A 21270-nucleotide genomic window follows, 5' to 3' on the forward strand; every position below is an offset into this window, starting at 1 on the left:
GGCGTTCTCTTTTAGTCATGTAGATTCTCCTCAAATGTGTTATTTGTAGTCTACTTGACCTTAAAAATTCTGTCCAACTAAGTGTAGCCTATCCATATTGCCTCTTCCATTTTAATACGTGAAGAACGAAAAGAAGTAGTTGATTTTACAGATATCTTCTTAGAATCAGGTCTAGTGCTTGTTGTAGCAAACGATAGTTCTATTCAATCATTCGAGGATTTAAAAGGTAAAACAATTGTTGCGACACAGGGTTCTACGACATATGAGGAAGCAAAGAAATTAGCAGAACAATATGGTGGACAAGCGAAGCCATTGAAAGAAACTGATGCATTGTATTTAGATGTAGAGAACGGAAATGCAGATGCACTTGTATTAAATTCGCCAACAGTAGATTATCGCTTAGCTGTAGATGGGGACAATGTGAAATTCCGAATTGTTGGCGAGCATATGACAGTGGATGAGCATGCATTTGCAGTAAAAAAAGGAAATAAAGAGCTAGCAGATAAAATCAATGATGGTTTAAAAAAGGTTCAGGAAAATGGTGAGTATGACAAAATTCATGAAAAATGGTTTGGTAAATAAAATTCGTTAATGATTCATTTAAAGTGAGGTGTTTGTATGGAAACAACTTTTAACGTTATTGTAGACGCACTGCCTTATCTTTTAAAAGGCTTATATATGACAATATTAATATCTGTTTTATCAATTGTTTTCTCACTTGTAATTGGGCTTATTGCATGTTTTATGCGGATGTCAAAGTACGCAGTTTTACGATATCCAGCAGCCATCTATGTCAATCTTATTCGCGGTACGCCAATACTTATTCAAATACTATTTATTTACTTTGGCGCACCTACAGCTTTAGATATTCATCTTTCTGCTTTTACAGCAGGATTGATTGCCATTAGTTTAAATATTGGGGCTTATAACACAGAGATTTTCCGTGGAGGAATTGAATCGATTGGTAAAGGTCAAATGGAAGCGGGTAGATCATTAGGTTTCTCTTATGCACAAACAATGGCTTTAATTATTTTGCCGCAAGCTGTACGCCGCATGATTCCATCCTTTGTAAACCAATTAACGCATGCAATTAAGGATACATCAATGCTTTCAGTTATCGGCATCGCAGAATTAACAATGGTTGGACAATCCATTTATGCGATGAATTTCAGATCTTTTGAAATATTAACGATGGTAGGATTATTCTACTTTATCACGATTTACACAGTTTCCTTTATCTCAACTAAGATGGAACGGAGGTTCGTTATCTCATGATTAAAGTAAATAATCTAGCAAAATCCTTTGGCGAGTTACAGGTATTGAAAAATATTAGCACAGAGATTGCGGCAAAAGAGGTTGTTTGTATTATCGGTTCCTCTGGTTCAGGTAAAAGTACATTTTTACGATGCTTGAACTTGTTGGAAGAGCCAAGCGGTGGTGAAATTATTATAGAAGGCGAAAATATTTTAGATAAAAGTGTTGATATTAATAAGCTCCGTCAAAAAATGGGCATGGTGTTCCAACAATTTAATCTATTTCCGCAAAAAACAGTTTTAGAAAATATTTCATTAGCACCGATGAAACTGAAAAAGAAGAGCAAGGCAGAGGCTGAAAAGCAGGCAATGGAACTGCTAGAGAAAGTGGGATTAGCAGCTAAAGCAGATGCCTATCCAACGAATTTATCAGGTGGACAACAACAACGTGTTGCCATTGCACGAGCGTTAGCAATGGAGCCACATGTAATGCTGTTTGACGAGCCGACATCTGCCTTGGACCCTGAGATGGTTGGTGAAGTTTTACGAGTTATGAAGCAACTAGCGCAGGAAGGGATGACAATGGTAATTGTCACGCATGAAATGGGCTTTGCGCGTGAGGTAGCTGATCGTGTGATATATATTGATGGTGGTAATATTGTGGAAGATGGAAATCCAAAAGACATATTTACAAACCCATCCCACGAAAGAACAAGAGCATTTCTATCAAAAGTATTATAAAAGCAATGGAGTCTTTGTGTTGAAAAACGAAGACTTCCATTCCTAAAAAAGATATAAATTTTTTTATCCTAACTTAGTATACTAAGTATTATAATGAAGAAATTAGAGGAGAAATTACATGACAAAAACAGTCCTATTAATTGAACCTACTATTCGAGCGAATGGTGTTAAGTATTTAACAAATTATTTTAATGTAGTGTTAGCACCGAACGGTTCAGAGGAAACCATTATTCAATATATCAACGAACATCAGGCGCATGCGGTGATCGTCAGAACAGAAAAAATAACAAAGAAAATTTTGGAAAGCTGTCCTTCCCTTGAAGTTGTTGGGATGCATGGTGTTGGGCTGGACCATATAGATGTTCAAAGTGCTACAGAAAATGATGTAGTTGTGCTAAATGCACCATCCAGCAATTATACATCTGTTGCAGAACATGCAATGATGTCTGTTCTAGCTTTGAGTAGAAACTTAAAAATTAGTGATGCAAAAGTTCGGAATAATGAATGGCATTATCGAGAAACATATTTCCCAATGGAAGTGAATGGGAAGACACTTTTAATCGTAGGAATGGGTCGAGTTGGACAGGATTTAGCTAAAAAAGCAAAGGCATTTAACATGACTGTTTTAGGCTTCGATCCATTCGTCACAGAATCTGAAATGCAGCTACATGGTGTTGTAAAAATCAATGACTTAAATATGAATCTTCCAATATGTGATTTTATCTCTTTACACGCACCGCTAACGAAGGGTACCTATCATTCGTTTTCTACAAAGCAATTTGAGTTAATGAAAGATTCCGCGTATGTCATTAATTTGGGGAGAGGCCCATTGATTGATGAAGAGGCGCTCTATCAGGCATTGGTGAATAAGCAAATCGCTGGTGCAGCATTGGATGTTTTAGAGCAAGAGCCCCCAGCTAGTGATAACTCTCTCTTTGCCTTGGACAATGTTATTCTTACACCACATTTCGGTGGCGATACATTAGAAGCGAAGGATAGATGCTCTGAATCGATCACACAAGAGGTTGGCGTTGTGTTACATGGAAGAATTTCGAAAAATGTAGTAAATCCGCAAGTATTAGGCTCTGCAAAAGCCTATAAAATACTAAATAACATTTAAAAGGAGAGTTTTAATTATGAAATACAATGGAATTATGACAGCATTAGTAACACCTTTACATCAGGATGGGACAGTAAATCAAGAAAACTTTGCCCATTTAATTGAAGATCAACTGAACCATAATATTCACTCTTTACTCGTACTAGGTGGAACAGGTGAATATGCTGCGATTACTATGGAGCAGCGAAAAGTTGCAATTGATGTAGCAATCAAAGCATCAGCTGGTCGTGTGCCAGTGGTAGTAGGCCTACTTTCTCCAGGAATAGGTGACAATGTAGAATTGGGAAATTATGCAAAACAAGCTGGTGCTGACGCTGTGATGGTCGTGACACCATACTATGTAAATCCAACAAGACAAGGCTTTATCGAATACTATCAAGAATTTGATAGACGTTTAGATATGCCAATTATCCTTTACAACATCCCTTACAAAACAGGTATTCATTTAGCAAACGATGTCGTAAAAGAAGTAGTTGAAAAAGTACCAAATGTAGTAGGAATGAAAGTTTGCTCAGATAATATTGGTGATGTTCTTGAGCTGCTTCAAACAGTTGGGGATAAAATCGCAGTTCTTTGTGGAGAAGATTTCAGGGCGGTATCTTCATTTATCGCAGGAGCACCAGGTGCTATAACGGCTAGCTCAAATCTTCTTCCAGATGTATGGGTACAAATTTATAACTTAGTTCAAGAGAAAAAATATGATGAGGCAGTAGCATTACATCAAAAATTCTTCCCATTAATGAAGTCACTATATAAAGAAGGCAATCCAGGACCTGTAAAAGCAGCATTAAGTATGATTAATGTACCAGTTGGCTCAGTTTCAGTGCCGTTAGTGGATGTTTCTGTTAGCCTGCAGGAGGAACTAAAACAACAATTAATAGAACTAGAAGTGCCTGTAAGATAAGTAGATGAAATGCATATTCAATCAGTGGAGTAAATCGAGTTACCCATTAAGAGGGGATAAAAATATTGGAGGTATATATGGTAGTAGCATATAAGCATGAGCCTTTTACTGATTTTAGTGTAGAAGAGAATCATTTAGCATATACAAAAGCTTTACAAACAGTTGAAGGATATTTAGGGCAAGATTATGATTTAGTCATTGGTGGGGAACGAATTACTACAGAGGACAAAATTGTTTCCTATAATCCTGCCAATAAAAAAGAGGTAATTGGCCGTGTATCAAAGGCAGATCAGGAGCTAGCTGAAAAAGCAATGCAAGCAGCTGTCGAGGCATTTAAAACATGGAAAAAGGTAAAGCCTGAATTTCGTGCGGACGTTTTATTCAAGGCTGCTGCTATTATTCGTCGCCGTAAGCATGAGTTTTCAGCATTGCTAACAAAGGAAGCGGGTAAACCATGGAGAGAGGCGGATGCAGATACAGCAGAAGCAATTGATTTTTTAGAGCATTACGCACGTCAAATGCTTGTTATTAAAGATGGCGCACCTGTTCAAAGCCGTCCAAATGAATTTAACCGCTATGATTATATTCCACTAGGTGTCGGTATTATCATTTCACCATGGAACTTTCCATTTGCAATTATGGCTGGCACAACTGTAGCTGCGATTGTGACAGGTAACACAGTATTATTAAAGCCGGCTTCAACGACGCCAATTATTGCTGCTAAATTTGTTGAAGTCATGGAAGAAGCAGGTCTTCCTAAAGGTGTGCTTAACTTTGTACCAGGAAACGGTGCAGAGGTAGGAGATTACCTTGTTGACCATAAGGATACAAGATTTATTAGCTTTACAGGTTCACGTGATGTTGGTCTTCGTATTTTCGAACGTGCCTCAAAAGTTAATAACGGACAAATTTGGATTAAACGTGTTATCGCAGAAATGGGCGGAAAAGATACAATTGTTGTTGATAAAGAGGCAGACCTTGAGTTAGCAGCGAATTCAATTGTCACTTCTGCATTTGGTTTCTCAGGGCAAAAATGTTCTGCCTGTTCACGTGCAGTTGTGGTAGAAGATGTCTATGACCAAGTGTTAGAACGTGTTGTAGCATTAACAAATGAATTAACACAAGGCGATCCAACTGACTATGCAAACTATATGGCAACCGTGATTGATCAAAGTGCATATAATAAAATTATGGGTTATATCGAGATTGGCAAGCAGGAGGGCAAGCTATTAACAGGTGGAGAAGGAAACGATTCAATCGGTTACTTTATTCAACCTACTGTATTTGCTGACCTTTCTCCAGACTCAAGAATTATGAAGGAAGAAATTTTTGGCCCAGTTGTTGGCTTCACAAAGGCAAAAGATTTTAATCATGCTATTGAAATTGCCAACAACACAGAATATGGCTTAACAGGTGCAGTTATTACGAATAACCGCGAGCATATCGAAAAGGCTCGTGAAGACTTCCATGTTGGAAATCTTTACTTTAACCGTGGCTGTACAGGGGCTATCGTTGGGTATCAACCATTTGGTGGGTTCAATATGTCAGGCACAGACTCTAAAGCTGGTGGTCCAGACTATTTACTACTGCATATGCAAGCAAAAACATCCTCAGAGATGTTTTAATCATAAAAGCCAACCAATTGTCAGCACTTTTATTAGCAATTGGTTGGTTTATTTTGAATACAATTATTAAAAGCTTGCAATGAGGAGAATGAAGGATTATTATATTAAATAGTAATCATTAAATTACAAATTACTTAAAGTTGCTTTTATAAAGGAGTTTACAAAATGTCAAAATTCCATAGTGAAGAAGATATACTTGCTCACTACGATTCTTCTAAATATCAAACACCCGATGGCTATACAGCAGATATTGCAATTTTTACAATTGTTTCAGAGAAAAAAGAGGAAAAAGCGCCGCCAAATATGACGCTAAAAATTATGCTCATCAAGCGTGCAGCAAAGGATGCGGAAGGCAATCCAAATATTGAAGGCGGCAAATGGGCACTGCCTGGAGGCTTTGTAGACGCTAATCACAAAGAAACAGCCTATATTGCTGCGAAAAGAGAGCTAAAAGAAGAAACAAACGTAGAGGGGTTGCATTTACAACATTTTGGCGTTTACGATAAGGTTGATCGTGACCCTCGTGGATGGATGATATCGAATGCCTTTTATGCAATTGTGCCAGAAATGTTTATTGAACAACGACAGGCGAATGATGATGCTGCTGAGGTGGAGCTATTCGATATTGAGGAGGTATTTACGCTCCAGCTTGCTTTTGATCACCGCCAAATTATTGCCGATGCATTGGCATTTATTAAAAGGGATATGATTCAAACAACTGTTGCGAAAAACTTTTTACCACAAGAGTTTACGTTATCTGAATTACAGCGTGTGCTGTTAACAGTGGATGAAGACCCACGAATTGCCAATGACTCTGTATTTTTTGCAAAGGCTCCTAAATTACCTTTTATTGATAAGGTATTGGATAGGGAAGGGAAGCCAAAGAAAACAAAGCGAAATTCATTTAGACCGTCACAATTGTATACATTTAATGACCGTGAGATTGTGGAATCAATTTATCATTAGGAAAGAGCCGTCTTTCCTGATTATTTTAAACTTTGTAATTTGTAATTTATATATTACTAATTAATAAAATGGAGTGATGAAATAATGACAAAGCGTGCATTGATTAATATTGATTATACAGTGGATTTTGTTGCAGCAGACGGAGCTTTAACATGCGGAGAGCCTGGGCAGCTACTAGAGCAAGCAAATATAGCATTAACAAAGGAATTTATTACGAATGGTGAGTTTACAGTATTCGCAATAGATGTCCATGAAAAAGGCGATCAATATCATCCAGAAACAAAGCTATTTCCACCGCATAATATTCGGAATACAAAAGGTAGAGAGCTATATGGTGGCTTACAAGCACTGTATGAGGCAAATCAAGAGCAGGAGCATGTCTACTACCTCGATAAAACGCGGTATTCTGCTTTTGCAGGAACAGACTTAGAATTAAAATTGCGTGAGCGAGGCATTACAGAGCTGCATTTAATTGGCGTTTGTACAGATATTTGTGTCCTTCATACAGCGGTAGATGCTTATAATAAAGGATTTACAATTGTTATTCATAAAAATGCGGTTGCATCTTTTAACCAAGCAGGACATGAATGGGCATTAGGTCATTTTGAACATACACTAGGTGCGACAATTATTGAATAGATAAATGGAGGGAAGGACATGACATATACAGATGATAGCTTTATGCTACACACTGATTTATATCAAATAAATATGGCTCAAGCCTATTGGCAGGATGGTATTCATCAACGTAAGGCTATTTTTGAGCTATATTTTAGAAAGCTGCCATTTGGCAATGGATATGCCATCTTTGCAGGTTTAAAAAAAGTAGTAGAGTTTATGAAAAACTTTGGCTTCTCTGCTAGTGATATTCAATATTTGCGTGAACAAGGGGGCTATCCAGAGGAATTTCTACAGTATTTACAGGAGATGAAGTTTACAGGCACAATTGTAGGCATGAAGGAAGGGGAGCTTGTCTTTGCAAATGAGCCGATTTTACGAATTGAGGCACCGTTAGCACAGGCACAACTAATTGAAACGCCATTATTAAATATTGTGAATTACCAAACATTAATTGCTACAAAGGCTTCACGTATTAAACAAGTAGTGGGTGAGGATATTGTTATGGAGTTTGGTACTCGACGTGCCCATGAGTTTGATGCAGCGCTTTGGGGAACACGTGCAGCTTATATTGGTGGCTTTTCTGCTACAAGTAATGTACGGGCTGGAAAACTATTTGGTATTCCCGTATCAGGCACTCATGCACATGCGATGATACAGGCTTATCAAGATGAATATATGGCATTTAAAAAATATGCAGCAGCACATAAGGACTGTGTGTTTTTGGTGGATACCTATGATACATTACGTTCAGGTGTGCCAAATGCTATACGCGTGGCGAAGGAGCTAGGTAATACTATTAATTTTATCGGTATTCGTTTAGATAGCGGTGATTTGGCATATCTTTCGAAAATGGCAAGAAAAATGCTAGATGATGCAGGCTTTACACAAGCAAAAATTATGGCTTCAAATGATTTAGATGAATATACAATTATGCATTTAAAATCGCAGGGAGCTCAAATTAATGCTTGGGGAATTGGCACAAAGCTTATTACAGCATACGATCAAGCTGCTCTTGGTGGCGTCTATAAATTAGTTTCCATTGAAAATGGGGACGGCGAACTGGTTGATACGATTAAAATTTCAGCTAATCCTGAAAAGGTGACAACTCCTGGGCGTAAGCGTGTTTACCGTATTATTAATAATGAGAATGGTCATGCTGAGGGGGACTATATTGCATTGGATGAGGAAAATATTCAGCAAGTAGAACGGTTAAAAATGTTCCACCCTATTCATACGTATATTAGTAAATTTGTCACCAATTTTACGGCGATTGAATTGCATGACAGTATTATAGAAAACGGCAAGATTGTTTATAAGGAACCGACACTGCAAGAAATACAGGCATATGCAAAGGAAAGCTTGCAATTGCTATGGTGTGAGTATAAGCGAACACTCAATCCAGAAGAATATCCTGTCGATTTAAGTCAGGCTTGCTGGGACAATAAAATGGCAAGTATTCAAGCAGTAAAGGAAAAGGTTTCAAGAAGAGTGAAAATGTAAAAGACAACGGCAGGAGGAAATGACAATGGCGAGAATAGGCATCTATGGTTCATCCTTTGATCCAATTACTAATGTTCACCTTTGGACAGCTAGCACAGTTGCACATCGCTGTAAGCTAGATCAGGTTATTTTTTTACCTTGTTCAAGTAAACGTAAGGATAAAACCATTAAAACAAAGGATATGCATCGTTGGAATATGCTACAGCTAGCAATAGCCAAGGACGAACGTTTTATTGCGGATTCCTATGAAATGGAACAAGAGGGCTGGAATATCTACACATACGATACAATGAAATATTTTCGAGTAAAGCATCCAAATGATGAGGTACATTTTATTATGGGTGCAGATTTATTGGCGGATATCGGTGCAGGGTTATGGAAAAAAGGTGATGCACTTGTAGCGGAAAATAAATTTATTGTGATGGCAAGGCATGGTATTGATATGCTATCAACCATTAGTCGTTCTCCTATTTTAAGAAACAATGATGATGGGCGATTTCACCTTATTGATAAGGGCTTAGCTATGGAAATTAGCTCCACCTACATTCGAGAGGAATTTGCCATGGGCGGAGAACCAAGATACCTCCTGCCAGATGCATGCTATGACTATATTAAAGAGCATCAGCTTTATCAGAAGTCATAAAAAGTGTGGTTATATACCGCACTTTTTATTTTGAACAGATGGTGAATTTTATCATATCTCACCTTTTGTAAGCTATAATAAAATAATATGGACAATAAAATGTTTTGAATGTTAGAAAGGAATTCATGAATGTGCAGCTTACATTAACATTTCTTATTTTAGGAGCAACAATCTTTGCATTTATTACCAATAAAATACGAGCAGACCTTGTAGCTCTTATCTCACTTTTGGCATTTGTCATTACAGATATTTTAACGCCTGCTGAAGCATTAGCTGGCTTTTCCAACTCTGTTGTGCTAATGATTGCAGGGCTATTTGTCGTGGGTGCTGGTATTTTACGTACAGGTCTTGCAGGGATGGCAGGGCAATTACTGCTTAAATGGTCAGGCAATAGTGAGCTAAAATTATTTGTATTGCTGCTGATTATTGTAGGAACAGTTGGGGCATTTATGAGTAATACAGGTACTGTAGCATTAATGATGCCAATTGTCGTTAGTATCGCTATTAGTATGAAGGTGAGCCCTTCTAAATTTTTATTACCATTATCTTATGTGGCAAGCTTATCAGGGCTTATGACATTAATTGCATCACCAACCAATTTAATTGTAAATCAGCTACTAATTGATCGAGGCTATAGTAAGCTAGGTTTTTTTGAAATAACACCTATTGGCATTGTTGGAATGATAGCAGGGATTAGCTACTTAGTGCTTGTGCGCAATATTTTATTACCAAAAGATCAAAATCGTACACAGACAAATGAAGGCTATAAGCTTTCACCTAAAAAAATTATTAAACAATATGATTTAAACAACCGTCTTTTTAAAGTTTTTGTACCAGATGATTCACCGATTATTGAAACATCATTGGCAGAATTAAAGCTGCCAGCGAAGTATACACTTTGTATGATGAAAATTCATCGGAAATCACAGGAGGGCATCAATTTACTGCCAATGACCTATCAGGAAATGGCGGGTCCTACCAGCGTGATTCATGCTAAGGATGAGCTATATGTCCAAGGTGAGGAAGAGGATATTCGCCGTTTTGCTGAGGACTATCATCTTGAGGTGCAAGGATTAGTAAAAGGTGAGGCAGATGAATTAGTATCCAAACATCTTGGCATTGCAGAGGTATTGCTCACACCAAATTCAAGCTTTATTAATGAAACAGTTAGTTCTCTTGGTTTCCGTGAGAAATATAACTTAAATATTATTGGTATTAATCGCAGAGGTGGCTATAAGCTTCAGGATATGGTTTCACATAAGCTGAAATTTGGAGATGCGATATTAGTACAAGGTGCATGGGATGAAATTTTGTTACTGGCAAGAGAAACACAGGATGTTGTTGTTGTTGGTCAGCCGAGGGAGCATGCCAGCGTCGCAGCTGCTACAGGAAAAGCGGGTATTGCAGGGATTATTATGCTATTGATGATTATATTAATGGCATTTGAAATTTTCCCAGCCGTTATTTCAGTGATGATTGGCGCTGTGCTTATGATTTTAACAGGATGCTTGCGCAATATGGAAGATGCCTATAGCAATATGAATTTTGAAAGTATTGTATTAGTTGCAGCCATGCTACCAATGGCAACAGCGTTAGAAAAAACAGGAGGCATGACCATTTTGTCTGATGGTATCATTCATGCACTTGGTGATTATGGCCCTTATGGCGTATTAATTGGAGTTTATCTATTAACGGCTGTTTTTGGTCAGTTTATTAGTAATACGGCAACTGCTGTATTATTTGCCCCTATTGCAATGAGCGCTGCTATTGCAATGGAGGTTAGCCCTACAACTTTTATGATTGGCGTAGCAGTAGCGGCAAGTATGGCATTCGCTACCCCAATTGCTTCTCCTACAAATGCATTAGTCATGACAGCGGGTGGCTATAAATTTATGGATTTTGTTAGAATAGGTATTCCACTACAAATCGTGATGTTTATTGTGATGATGGTAGCTATTCCTTTCTTCTTCCCATTTTAAAAATACTAACACGAAGCAGTGCAAATTATGCGCTACTAGTGTTAGTATTTTTTGTTTCGATTAAGCAGATAGCAATGATTTTCTGTGTGAACTCGCTAATTATACCAAGCTGTAATTGGTTTTATAATCTCTGCATATTAGAATAATTTAGGTTTGAAAATCTATATTTTCGATTTTAAAACTCAATATATTCAATTTTACAATTAATAAATGAGCCATTATGATAATGAAAAATAAGAAATTTCTGAATAACCAGAAATTAAAGGGGTTTTCAAAATGATTTATCGTATGGAATCAATAGAGAAAAAGGTTTCTAAAGAATTTGTTGATGCATTTGGCAAAATTAGCACAACCATTATTGGAGATGCTTTAGGTCGTTTTAATTGTATGAGTTCTATTAAACATTTCAATAAGCCGGGTATTCGTTTAAAGGGGACAGCTTTTACAGTAAAAACATCAGCTGGCGATAATTTAATGATTCATAAGGCAATACATATGGCAGAGCCAGGAGATATTATCGTCATTGATGGGGGTGGCTTTGAAAGCCGTGCATTGCTAGGAGAAATTATGAGTTCCATTGGGCAAAAAAGAGGACTTGCTGGATTTGTTGTTGATGGTGCAATTCGTGATCCAGAGGAGATTAAGGAATTAGGCTTTCCCGTATATGCAAAGGGGGCAACACCAGCCGGACCATTTCGTGAAGGGCCAGGTCAAATTAATGTCCCTATTATTTGTGCAGGAGCTATCGTCAATCCGGGAGACTTAATTATTGGTGATGATAATGGAATTACCGTGATTCCTTGTGCACAAGCAAATAACGAAGTATTACAGGAAGCTCTACGAATCGAAGCGATGGAAAAAAATCAACTAGAACAAATTGAAGCAGGCACCCTTAATTACGACTGGATTGATGAAGCTTTAATGAAAAAAGGTGTGTTAGGAGGTACGCGTGTATGACGCTATTAAATGCTGAGGTGTTTAATCATTTATCGGAATCAAAAACTGTCGCAATAAATGATAAAGCAAGGTCATTAATTGAACAAGGGAAGGACGTTATTAACCTAGGTGGAGGAGAGCCAGATTTTGATACGCCGCACAATATTATTAATATTGCTGAGGAAGCGATGAAGGAAGGAAAAACACATTATGTAAATAGTCCAGGAATCCCTGAGTTACGTGAAGCAATTGCTGCTAAATTGCGTAATGTCGATAACTGTAATTATCATGCCTCACAAATTATCGTAACACCAGGTGGAAAGTTAGCACTCTATATCGCACTTATGTCCGTAGTTAATCCAGATGATGAGGTTATTATTGTTAATCCAGCTTGGGTAAGCTATGAGCCACTCATTACAATGGTTGGTGGCAAAACGATTTATGTTAGCCTAGATCAAAAAGACAATTTTACCTTAAAAGGTCACTTAATTGCTGAAGCTTGTACGGCAAAAACAAAGGCAATCATTATTAATACACCAAATAACCCGACAGGAAGAGTATTAAAGCAGGAAGAAATTGCTGAGCTTCGTAAAGTTGCTAAGGAGCATAATTTAATCGTTATTTCTGATGAAGTATATGATCGTTTAACATATGATGGCCACCAATTTATAAGTGTAGCGAGCGACCCTGAGCTATTAACAAGAACGATTACTGTTCAAAGCTTTTCAAAGGGCTATGCAATGACAGGTTGGCGTTTAGGGTACTTAGCATTACCAGAGGAATTATGTAGTGCAGCGCTAAAGGCACAGCAACATATGATGACTTGTACAACATCTTTTGTACAAATTGCAGGTATTGCAGCATTAAAAAATAGTGAAGAAGAAGTAATAAAAATGAAAAATCGCTATGAGGAAAGATTAGATTTTGTGGTGGAGAGCTTAAATAAAATCTCTGGTGTAAAGTGTGAGAAGCCAGAAGGAGCTTTCTATGTATTTCCTGAGATTGACTTTAAAGGCTTTGATTCTTATCAGCTAGCGGAATATTTATTAGAGGAAGTAGGTGTAGCTGTAACGCCTGGAGAGGCGTTTGGTCCAGAATACAAGAAAAATGTTAGAATATCTTGCGCAAATTCAGATGAGCTGTTGAAGGAAGCTATGCAAAGAATGACAAAGGCATTTTCATAAGCACTGACTATTTTTAGCATGATCATATTTGAAAGGAAGGTTAAGACAAGCAATGAATATCGTTATTTTGGATGGCTATACGTTGAATCCAGGCGATTTGAGCTGGGACAAATTATCAGAAGTCGGTGAAGTGACTGTATATGATCGCACACCCAATAATTTAATTGTGGAACGTGCAGCGGAGGCTGAACTCGTTTTAACGAATAAAACGCCACTTACAAAAGAAACCTTTGCACAATTACCAAAATTAAAATATGTGGGGATACTTGCCACTGGGTATGATGTTGTAGACATTGAAGCAGCTAAAGAGCGAAACATCGTTGTAGCAAATATTCCAGCGTATGGAACTCATTCTGTGGCACAAATGGTTTTTGCTTTATTATTAGAGCATTGTCAGCGTGTACAAAGGCATAGTGATGCAGTAAGGGCTGGAGAGTGGACAAATAACCCTGACTGGTGCTTCTGGAATTATCCCTTAACTGAATTAGCAGGTAAAAAATTTGGTATTATTGGCTTTGGACGCATTGGCTATCAAACAGCCCAAATAGCATCAGCATTAGGGATGTCGATTATCGCATATAACCGTCACCAACGTGAAGTAGACCTACCATACTTTCAATGGGCAGATAATTTAACAGATTTATTACAAGAAGCAGATGTTATTAGTTTACATTGTCCATTAACCCCAGAAACAGAAGAAATTATTAATCGAGATAATTTAGCGATAATGAAAGGGTCAGCCATTATTATTAATACGTCTAGAGGGAAGTTAATCAATAATCAAGACCTTGCGGATGCATTAAATAATGAGGTAATTGCAGGAGCAGGCTTAGACGTTTTGGATATTGAGCCACCATCTGCATTAAATCCATTATTATCAGCAAAAAATTGTTTAATAACCCCGCATATTTCATGGGCAACAAAGGAAGCTCGTGGGCGACTACTAGATATGGCAATTGATAATGTGAAAGCGTTTATGGCTGGAACAACGCAAAACATTATATAACCAAAATCTAACTAAAATGATGGATATAATTATATTTCATTGCCTGTAATTACAAATCATCTAAATACAATAGACCTTCATATTTAAAAATGATTATTACTTAAGGAGGGGAATATGCTGTGGCAAAACAAAATGACATAGGTGCAAGAATGGATCGCTTACCCATTTCGAAATGGCATCAAAGTGTATTCTGGTTAATCGGAATCGGGATTTTAATTGATGGCTTTGACAATTATATGGGAGGAGCAGTTTTAGCTCAATTAATTGAAAATGGGTGGTCCAATAACTATTTGAATGCTGCTTTTACATCAGCAACAATGGCAGGGTTATTTATCGGTTCGATTTTAGCAGGGCTTCTTGGTGATCATAAGGGAAGAAAATTTGCCTATCAAATTAATTTATTAATCTTTGGAATAGCTTCAATTGCAGCAGCTTTTGCCACAGATATGGTTACGTTAATTATTTTACGAGGAATTATTGGTATCGGGTTAGGGGCAGAGCTTGTGGTAGGATTTGCAACGTTCCCAGAATTTATCCCAAGTAGGGTGCGAGGGAAATGGTCAGCTAAATTATCATTATTAGCAAACTTTGCACCGCCTATCGCAACTTTAACAGGTTTATTGGTGATGCCTGCTTTAGGGTCAGAGCTAGGCTGGAGAGCAATGTTTATGATTGCTGGGGTAGCAGCATTAATTTTATGGGTTGCTCGTCACGGCTTACCTGAATCACCTCGCTGGTTTGCAGCACGTGGAGAGCTCGATAAAGCTGAGGCTATTCTATCGAAGGTAGAGCAGGATATTGAAAAAGAAACAGGAACTAAATTACCTCCTGTAATGGAAGCGGATATTGATGTAGGCCAAGAAGTTAAAAAAGTTCCGTTTTCAAGCTTATTTAAAGGTAATTTATTAAGAAGAACGATTTTAGGAAGCTTTGTGTTAATTGGGATGAATACAGCTATCTATAGCATTATGACTTGGATTCCTACATTGTTTGTTCAATCAGGAATTACGGTTAGTAAATCATTATTAATGACAACTATTATTTTGTTTGGAGCACCCTTTGGCGTATTTGTAGCTACTAAAATTATTGATAAGTTTCCACGTAAATGGTTAGCAGTTGGATTGCTAGTAACCATTGCCATTCTCGGCTATATTTACGCCTTACAATCCTCCGAGATTTTGATTATGATTATCGGTTTTATTTTGATTACAGTGCTTTATATATATGTTTGTTTATCCTCTGCAGTATATGTTCCAGAAATTTGGCCAACAGAGGTACGTTTAAGAGGCTCAGGCTTTTGTAATGCAGTTGGACGAATTGTTACAATTTTTACGCCGTATGGAATTGCGTGGGTATTAACACAATTTGGTCAGGTAGCGGTATTTGTTACGATTGGCTCTATATTAGGAGTTGTAGCATTAGTAGTAGCAATTTTAGGCGTAGAAACAAGGTTCAAATCAATGGAGGAAATTGGTAGAGAGGCTTTTGGTGAGGATTAAGAGCTGTTAGTAAAATGGGTGGAACAATACATGGTGATTTTAAAAGGAGTAAGGTGATATTGGATGAAGTATAGGTTGTCGATGGAAAAATATAATCATCGCTATTTTATGCTGATTCCAATATTTTCATCTTAGTGAGGAAGTGACTGATTCGGGGGGATAAAGATGCTTAAGGAAACTACAGCAGAGCAGTCTGAACAAAATAGAAATGTACAATATCCTAAGTTTTTGCCATTAGGAGATCAAGTAATTGTGGCTCAATTTGAAAAGGAAATAACAATTAATGTAAATCAAAAAGTATTAAGCTTTGCACAAGAGGTTGAGGCCATAAATATTTCAGGTGTCACACAAATTATTCCTACATTTTGCACGGTTGCGATACGTTATAATCCTTTAATCATAACGTATAAAGCATTAACAGAAGAACTTGATAGGATAAAGGGTCACATCATTATTAATCAATATAAAGACCATAAGTCGAAAAATATTATTCATATTCCAGTCGTGTATGGAGGAAAATATGGTTCAGATATTGAATATGTTGCTGAAAACACAGGATTGGATATAGATGAGGTTATTCGACTACATACATCGAAACCATACTTTATTTATATGTTGGGGGTAATTGGTAGCTATCCATATTTAGGCGACTTGGATGAACGATTAGCATTAAAAAGAAGAAGTAGTCCAAGAATAAAAGTAGAGAAAGGCTCGATTGTCATCGCTAATCGACTTACTGTACTGCATCCGCTAGCATCACCGAGTGGCTGGCATGTAATCGGTCAAACGCCTATGGAAACATTTAATCCATACCAAAACCCGCCGAGCACATTACTTGCTGGAGATTATATTAAATTTGAGGCAATTAGTGTAGAAGAAGCTGAGCAATGGAATGACAATAAACAGAGAGAGTGGATTGAAAAATGGAATTCATTGAAATCATTAAACCAGGACTAATGTCAACAATTCAAGACCTCGGCAGAGCTAATTATCAAAAATATGGTATTTCAGCTAGTGGTGCAATGGATAAGCTATCATTAAGAATCGGAAATATTTTAGTCGGCAATCATGATGATGAAGCAGCAATCGAAATAACTCTTATGGGACCACATTTAAAATTTTTAGAAAGTGGCATTATTGCGATTACTGGTGCAGATATAGAGGCAAAGTTAAATGGTGAACCTGTGCCACTTTGGACTTCCATTAAAGTTGAGAAGGGAGATGAATTAACTTTTGGCTTTGCAACTGGCTACGGTTGTCGTGCCTATATTGCGATTGCAGGGGGCGTTGATGTTCCAGTAGTGATTGGCAGTAAATCCACTTCTTTAAGGGCAGGCTTTGGAGGCATTAATGGAAAAGCATTGCAGTCCAAAGATATTATTTCAATCGGAGATGCTGTAGATGTATCAGTTGGAAGGATAGTTCCAGTAGAATATCGGCCTAATTTTAGTAAGCATCGTCCAATAAGATTTATTTTAGGACCACAGGCAGATGAGTTCGAAACAACAGAGCTTGAAAAGTTTTGTACAAGCAGCTACAAAGTATTAAATGAATCTGATCGAATGGGCTTTCGCTTAGAGGGAGTATCCATTTCACATAAAGTTGGCCCAGATATTATTTCTGATTATATTACGATGGGATCAATCCAAATTCCAGGAAATGGACAACCGATTGTATTAATGGCAGATTGTCAAATGACAGGTGGTTATACAAAAATAGGTGTTGTTACTGATGTAGATTTACCATACTTAGCGCAAAAGAAGCCAGGAGATACAATTTGTTTTGAAAAAATAAATATTGAAGAAGCACAGCAGCTTTATAAAGAAAGAGAAAGGCTTTTATCTTTAATGAAGGTAAATAATAGACCTTCCAAATAATTAGTATAAATATCGTAAAAGGTGTTGTTCAATATGAAAATAGTTATCGCACCCGATTCTTTTAAAGGAAGTATATCAGCATATGACGCAGCTGTTGCAATAGAAAAAGGTGTAAAAAAATATTTACCTGACGCTGAAACGATTATTGCTCCAATGGCTGATGGTGGTGAAGGAACAATGGATACACTTATAGCAGCCACAAAAGGGAAGGTATATCAAGCTGAGGTGAAAAATCCACTTGGTCATGAAATAACAGCGACATATGGTGTTTTAGGAGATTGTCAAACATGTATTATTGAAGCAGCAAGTGCTTCGGGGTTATATCTTATTCCAGAAGATAAACGTAATCCTTTAAAAACGACAACATATGGGATAGGACAGCTTATAAAAAAAGCATTAGATGAGGGCTATCGTCATTTTATTATCGGTTTAGGTGGCAGTGCGACAAATGATGCGGGAGTTGGCATGTTACAGGCACTGGGCTTACGGTTTTTAGATTATAATGGTGATGAGATTGGCTTTGGTGGAGGGGTGCTACATAACATTACTATGATTGATAATCATAAATTCGATAAAAGAATTACCGAAGCAACATTTATGATTGCATCAGATGTGCAAAATCCATTTATTGGTCAAAATGGAGCTTCGGTTGTTTTTGGACCGCAAAAAGGTGCCACACCTGAGATGGTAGAGCTTTTGGATAATAATCTACATCATTTAGCCGATTTAATTGAAAAGCATAATGGCATTCGCATTCATGACAGAGAAGGGGCAGGAGCTGCTGGTGGATTAGGAGGGGCATTTCAGGCATTTTTTCCAGCTAAAATACGATCGGGAATTGACATCGTTATTGAATATTCAGGCTTTGCCAAAAGTGTAATAAATGCTGATTTAGTCATTACTGGTGAAGGGCAAATTGATTTCCAAACAGCTGAAGGGAAAACACCAATGGGCGTTGCACTGGAAGCCCAAAAATATAATATTCCTACAATTGTTCTTGCAGGCTCAATTGGCGAAGGGATTGATGTATTATATCAATATGGAATTATTAGCATTCACAGTATTGTAAATGGTCCAATAACTTTACAAAAAGCGATGGAGCATGCATCAAATTTACTGACTACTTGTGCGGAACAAGTTGTTAGAACATTTTTTGCTTATAAAGCATAAAAAGTTGGGAAAGTTAGACCTTTAATCTGACCTTCCCTAAATTTGTTTAAAGCTACTCTAGTTATTCAAAACCTTTTTAATAACAGAATCTAAAATTTTTAAACCTTCTACTGCGCTTGGACGTGGATATATAGATTGAATTTGATAGCAAATACGATCTGGGGGCGGATTTTTTAATTGATATAGTCCATATTTTCCAGTTGCTTTAAAGTTTTCTGCCATTGATAAAGGGACGATTGCCCAATAGCCGGATGTTTCCATAAATGTATGTAGTAATGTAGAGGTATCGACACGGATAGGCGGATATTTTATCGCCGAACGATATTTATTGTACCAGGCATGAAATGATGCATGCCAGTTCATATACAATTCTTTGTCTGGATCTAATTCCAGAATATCAAGCACTTCATAAGTTTGCGGTGTTTCTTCTCTACGAATAACAACAAGTGGCTCGGCTAAAAATTTATCAATAATCATACCTGGCATTGGCTGTTCAATAAGACCAAATGCAATATCAATTTCTCCACGTTCAAGAAGTAAATATAATTCCGTTGATTGTTGTGTACGAATGCTGATTTCTAAATCGCTGCTTAATTCGCTAAGTGCTCGGTATACAGGCGGCAATACATAAGAATTGATACTATCTACTGCCCCGATCGAAAGACTAATTGGTTTTTTACGTGAACGAATTTGCTTTGTTTCTAGCAATAAACCTTCCCATCTTTTGGCTAATAGCAAAAACTCCTGTCCATCCGCTGTTAATGATAACGATCTTATGCCACGACCGCGTTCTATTAAATTTACACCTACATCACTTTCCAATTTTGCTAGACGATGACTTAATGTTGATTGTGAAATAAATAATGCGTTGGCAGCATCTGTTAGTGAGCCATGACGAATTACTGCTAGAAATGCTTCAATTCCAATTGAATCCATCGTCCACACCCCAATATATTAATTTTATTGATATTATATTTCGAATTATCTAATTTTACAAATATTCTTTTAATGCCTAAAATAAAAATTAAATATTTTAAAAGAGTTTAAACGTTATAAAAGGGGAGTCATATATGGGGCGTGTAATTGATATTATTTCAGATTTAGGTGAAGGCTTTGGTTTATATGAAGCTGCTGATGATGCTAGTATTATTGAAATTGTTAGTTCAGCAAGTGTTGCCTGTGGTTTTCATGCGGGAGACCCTAGAACGATGGCGCTGGCTGTTAATGAAGCGATAAAAAAGGGGGTTGGTGTTGGAGCACATCCCGGTTTTCCAGATTTATTAGGCTTTGGGCGTCGAAATATTAGTGTAACACCATGGGAAGTGAAAACGGATGTTCTCTACCAATTAGGTGCACTAGATGCATTTGTTAGAGTGGCAGGTGGTAAACTACAACATATATGTCCACATGGAAGTTTAGGTGATCTTTCCATGGTTGATACAGAATGTGCTGCGGCGATGCTTGAAGCAGTAATCGAATTTAATCCCTCATTAGTTATTGTTACACAAACTGGCGAATTAGAGCGACTTGCTAGAGAACAAGGAATGAAGGTGGCGAAGTTAATTTTTGCTGATCGTGCTTATAATGATGATGGTACATTAGTTTCAAGAAGAAATCCGAATGCTGTTCTCCATGATAAGGATATTGTGATTGAGCGCTGTGTTCGTATGGTGCTAGAAGGTAAAGTAACAACGATTACAGGAAAAGAAATAACAGTTGATGGTGAAAGTATTTTAATTCATGGTGATACAGTAGGCTCTTTAGCATTAGCACGAGATATAAAAGCTGCCTTAATCGACAAGGGTGTGGAAATAAAAAGATTAGCTGATTGGCTTTAAAATATAGAGGGCGTGTCTGAAAAGTTATTTAAAGACATGCTCTAGCTTAATAAGGCTCTTTTAAGAAGCAAGGTTTTATTATTTACTCACTTTCTATAAAAAAATATTATTTTTTATGAAAAAATATGATAAGATTATTTTCTGATTAGCAGCATAGTATGGTGAAAGTATCATAAAACTTTTTACTAATATAGGAAGCTTTTCTATGTTGAGAAAAAAATAAAACTTTTTTTAGAAAAAGTGTTGACCTTTTTTAGATAAGGGTATATTATTATACAAGTCGCCACGGTGACACGCTAAAACAAAGCAAAATATGAACCTTGAAAACTGAACAAGCAAAACGTAATCAATAAATTTTAGTAGCTTACTTTAGTAAGTGAACGAAATAAATTTGGACATCGAATGAAG

At 37.1% G+C, this 21270-nt stretch carries 20 protein-coding genes; 19 read left to right on the top strand and 1 reads right to left on the bottom strand.

Annotated elements, in window-relative coordinates:
• Positions 1 to 108 precede the first annotated feature (108 nt).
• The 18 genes from ACIQVU_RS19145 to ACIQVU_RS19230 all read left to right on the top strand — a co-directional run bounded on the left by ACIQVU_RS19145 (position 109) and on the right by ACIQVU_RS19230 (position 19024).
• On the top strand, positions 109 to 582 hold the full coding sequence (locus ACIQVU_RS19145; RefSeq protein WP_340808503.1) for a transporter substrate-binding domain-containing protein: 474 nt from the start codon (positions 109 to 111) through the stop codon (positions 580 to 582).
• Positions 583 to 618: 36 nt separating this feature from the next.
• Complete coding sequence (locus ACIQVU_RS19150; protein ID WP_340803968.1) at positions 619 to 1275, top strand: amino acid ABC transporter permease; 657 nt, start codon at positions 619 to 621, stop codon at positions 1273 to 1275.
• The gene (locus ACIQVU_RS19155) at positions 1272 to 1994 is read left to right on the top strand and encodes an amino acid ABC transporter ATP-binding protein (RefSeq protein WP_340803969.1); all 723 of its coding nucleotides are present in this window, start codon (positions 1272 to 1274) and stop codon (positions 1992 to 1994) included. The genes ACIQVU_RS19150 and ACIQVU_RS19155 overlap by 4 nt, the downstream gene beginning before the upstream one ends.
• A 118-nt stretch (positions 1995 to 2112) precedes the next feature.
• Positions 2113 to 3114 carry a hydroxyacid dehydrogenase gene (locus ACIQVU_RS19160; RefSeq protein WP_402896801.1) on the top strand — a complete coding sequence of 334 codons (1002 nt, stop codon included), beginning with the start codon at positions 2113 to 2115 and terminating at the stop codon, positions 3112 to 3114.
• A 16-nt stretch (positions 3115 to 3130) separates the two neighbouring features.
• Positions 3131 to 4018 (top strand): 4-hydroxy-tetrahydrodipicolinate synthase, encoded by an 888-nt coding sequence (gene dapA, locus ACIQVU_RS19165; protein WP_340803972.1) that lies wholly within the window; start codon positions 3131 to 3133, stop codon positions 4016 to 4018.
• A 77-nt stretch (positions 4019 to 4095) separates the two neighbouring features.
• A complete protein-coding gene (gene pruA / locus ACIQVU_RS19170) occupies positions 4096 to 5643 on the top strand; it encodes an L-glutamate gamma-semialdehyde dehydrogenase (protein ID WP_402896803.1) in 1548 nt (515 codons plus the stop codon).
• 165 nt (positions 5644 to 5808) lie between these two features.
• The gene (locus ACIQVU_RS19175) at positions 5809 to 6609 is read left to right on the top strand and encodes an NUDIX domain-containing protein (RefSeq protein ID WP_340803973.1); all 801 of its coding nucleotides are present in this window, start codon (positions 5809 to 5811) and stop codon (positions 6607 to 6609) included.
• A gap of 84 nt (positions 6610 to 6693) precedes the next feature.
• Positions 6694 to 7248: a cysteine hydrolase family protein gene (locus ACIQVU_RS19180; RefSeq protein ID WP_340803974.1), complete on the top strand. Its 555-nt coding sequence runs from the start codon at positions 6694 to 6696 to the stop codon at positions 7246 to 7248.
• An 18-nt stretch (positions 7249 to 7266) separates the two neighbouring features.
• Positions 7267 to 8730, top strand: coding sequence for a nicotinate phosphoribosyltransferase (locus tag ACIQVU_RS19185; RefSeq protein WP_402896806.1), 1464 nt, complete (start codon positions 7267 to 7269; stop codon positions 8728 to 8730).
• A gap of 25 nt (positions 8731 to 8755) precedes the next feature.
• Positions 8756 to 9373, top strand: a complete 618-nt coding sequence (gene nadD / locus ACIQVU_RS19190; protein WP_402896808.1) for a nicotinate-nucleotide adenylyltransferase — start codon at positions 8756 to 8758, stop codon at positions 9371 to 9373.
• Between the two features lie 125 nt (positions 9374 to 9498).
• Entirely contained in the window at positions 9499 to 11352 is a 1854-nt protein-coding gene (locus ACIQVU_RS19195; RefSeq protein ID WP_340803979.1) for an SLC13 family permease, read from the top strand.
• A 276-nt stretch (positions 11353 to 11628) separates the two neighbouring features.
• Entirely contained in the window at positions 11629 to 12309 is a 681-nt protein-coding gene (locus ACIQVU_RS19200; protein ID WP_340803980.1) for an RraA family protein, read from the top strand.
• Positions 12306 to 13472 (top strand): pyridoxal phosphate-dependent aminotransferase, encoded by a 1167-nt coding sequence (locus tag ACIQVU_RS19205; RefSeq protein ID WP_340803981.1) that lies wholly within the window; start codon positions 12306 to 12308, stop codon positions 13470 to 13472. The genes ACIQVU_RS19200 and ACIQVU_RS19205 overlap by 4 nt, the downstream gene beginning before the upstream one ends.
• A gap of 52 nt (positions 13473 to 13524) precedes the next feature.
• On the top strand, positions 13525 to 14478 hold the full coding sequence (locus ACIQVU_RS19210; protein WP_340803982.1) for a D-2-hydroxyacid dehydrogenase: 954 nt from the start codon (positions 13525 to 13527) through the stop codon (positions 14476 to 14478).
• 119 nt (positions 14479 to 14597) lie between these two features.
• Positions 14598 to 15977 (top strand): MFS transporter, encoded by a 1380-nt coding sequence (locus tag ACIQVU_RS19215; RefSeq protein ID WP_340803983.1) that lies wholly within the window; start codon positions 14598 to 14600, stop codon positions 15975 to 15977.
• A 165-nt stretch (positions 15978 to 16142) separates the two neighbouring features.
• Complete coding sequence (gene pxpB / locus ACIQVU_RS19220) at positions 16143 to 16934, top strand: 5-oxoprolinase subunit PxpB (protein ID WP_340803984.1); 792 nt, start codon at positions 16143 to 16145, stop codon at positions 16932 to 16934.
• A complete protein-coding gene (locus ACIQVU_RS19225) occupies positions 16901 to 17854 on the top strand; it encodes a 5-oxoprolinase subunit C family protein (RefSeq protein WP_402896811.1) in 954 nt (317 codons plus the stop codon). The genes pxpB and ACIQVU_RS19225 overlap by 34 nt, the downstream gene beginning before the upstream one ends.
• Positions 17855 to 17887: 33 nt before the next feature.
• Entirely contained in the window at positions 17888 to 19024 is a 1137-nt protein-coding gene (locus ACIQVU_RS19230) for a glycerate kinase (protein WP_340803987.1), read from the top strand.
• 57 nt (positions 19025 to 19081) lie between these two features.
• Here the strand turns inward: ACIQVU_RS19230 and ACIQVU_RS19235 are convergent, their stop codons facing one another.
• Positions 19082 to 19960, bottom strand: a complete 879-nt coding sequence (locus ACIQVU_RS19235; protein ID WP_340803988.1) for a LysR family transcriptional regulator — start codon at positions 19958 to 19960, stop codon at positions 19082 to 19084.
• Between the two features lie 134 nt (positions 19961 to 20094).
• On the opposite strand from ACIQVU_RS19235, the gene ACIQVU_RS19240 reads away from it, so the two are divergent.
• A complete protein-coding gene (locus ACIQVU_RS19240; RefSeq protein WP_340803989.1) occupies positions 20095 to 20862 on the top strand; it encodes a LamB/YcsF family protein in 768 nt (255 codons plus the stop codon).
• Positions 20863 to 21270 lie beyond the last annotated feature (408 nt).

This window comes from Lysinibacillus sp. NPDC098008, from assembly GCF_044760715.1.
Lineage (GTDB): Bacteria > Bacillota > Bacilli > Bacillales_A > Planococcaceae > Lysinibacillus.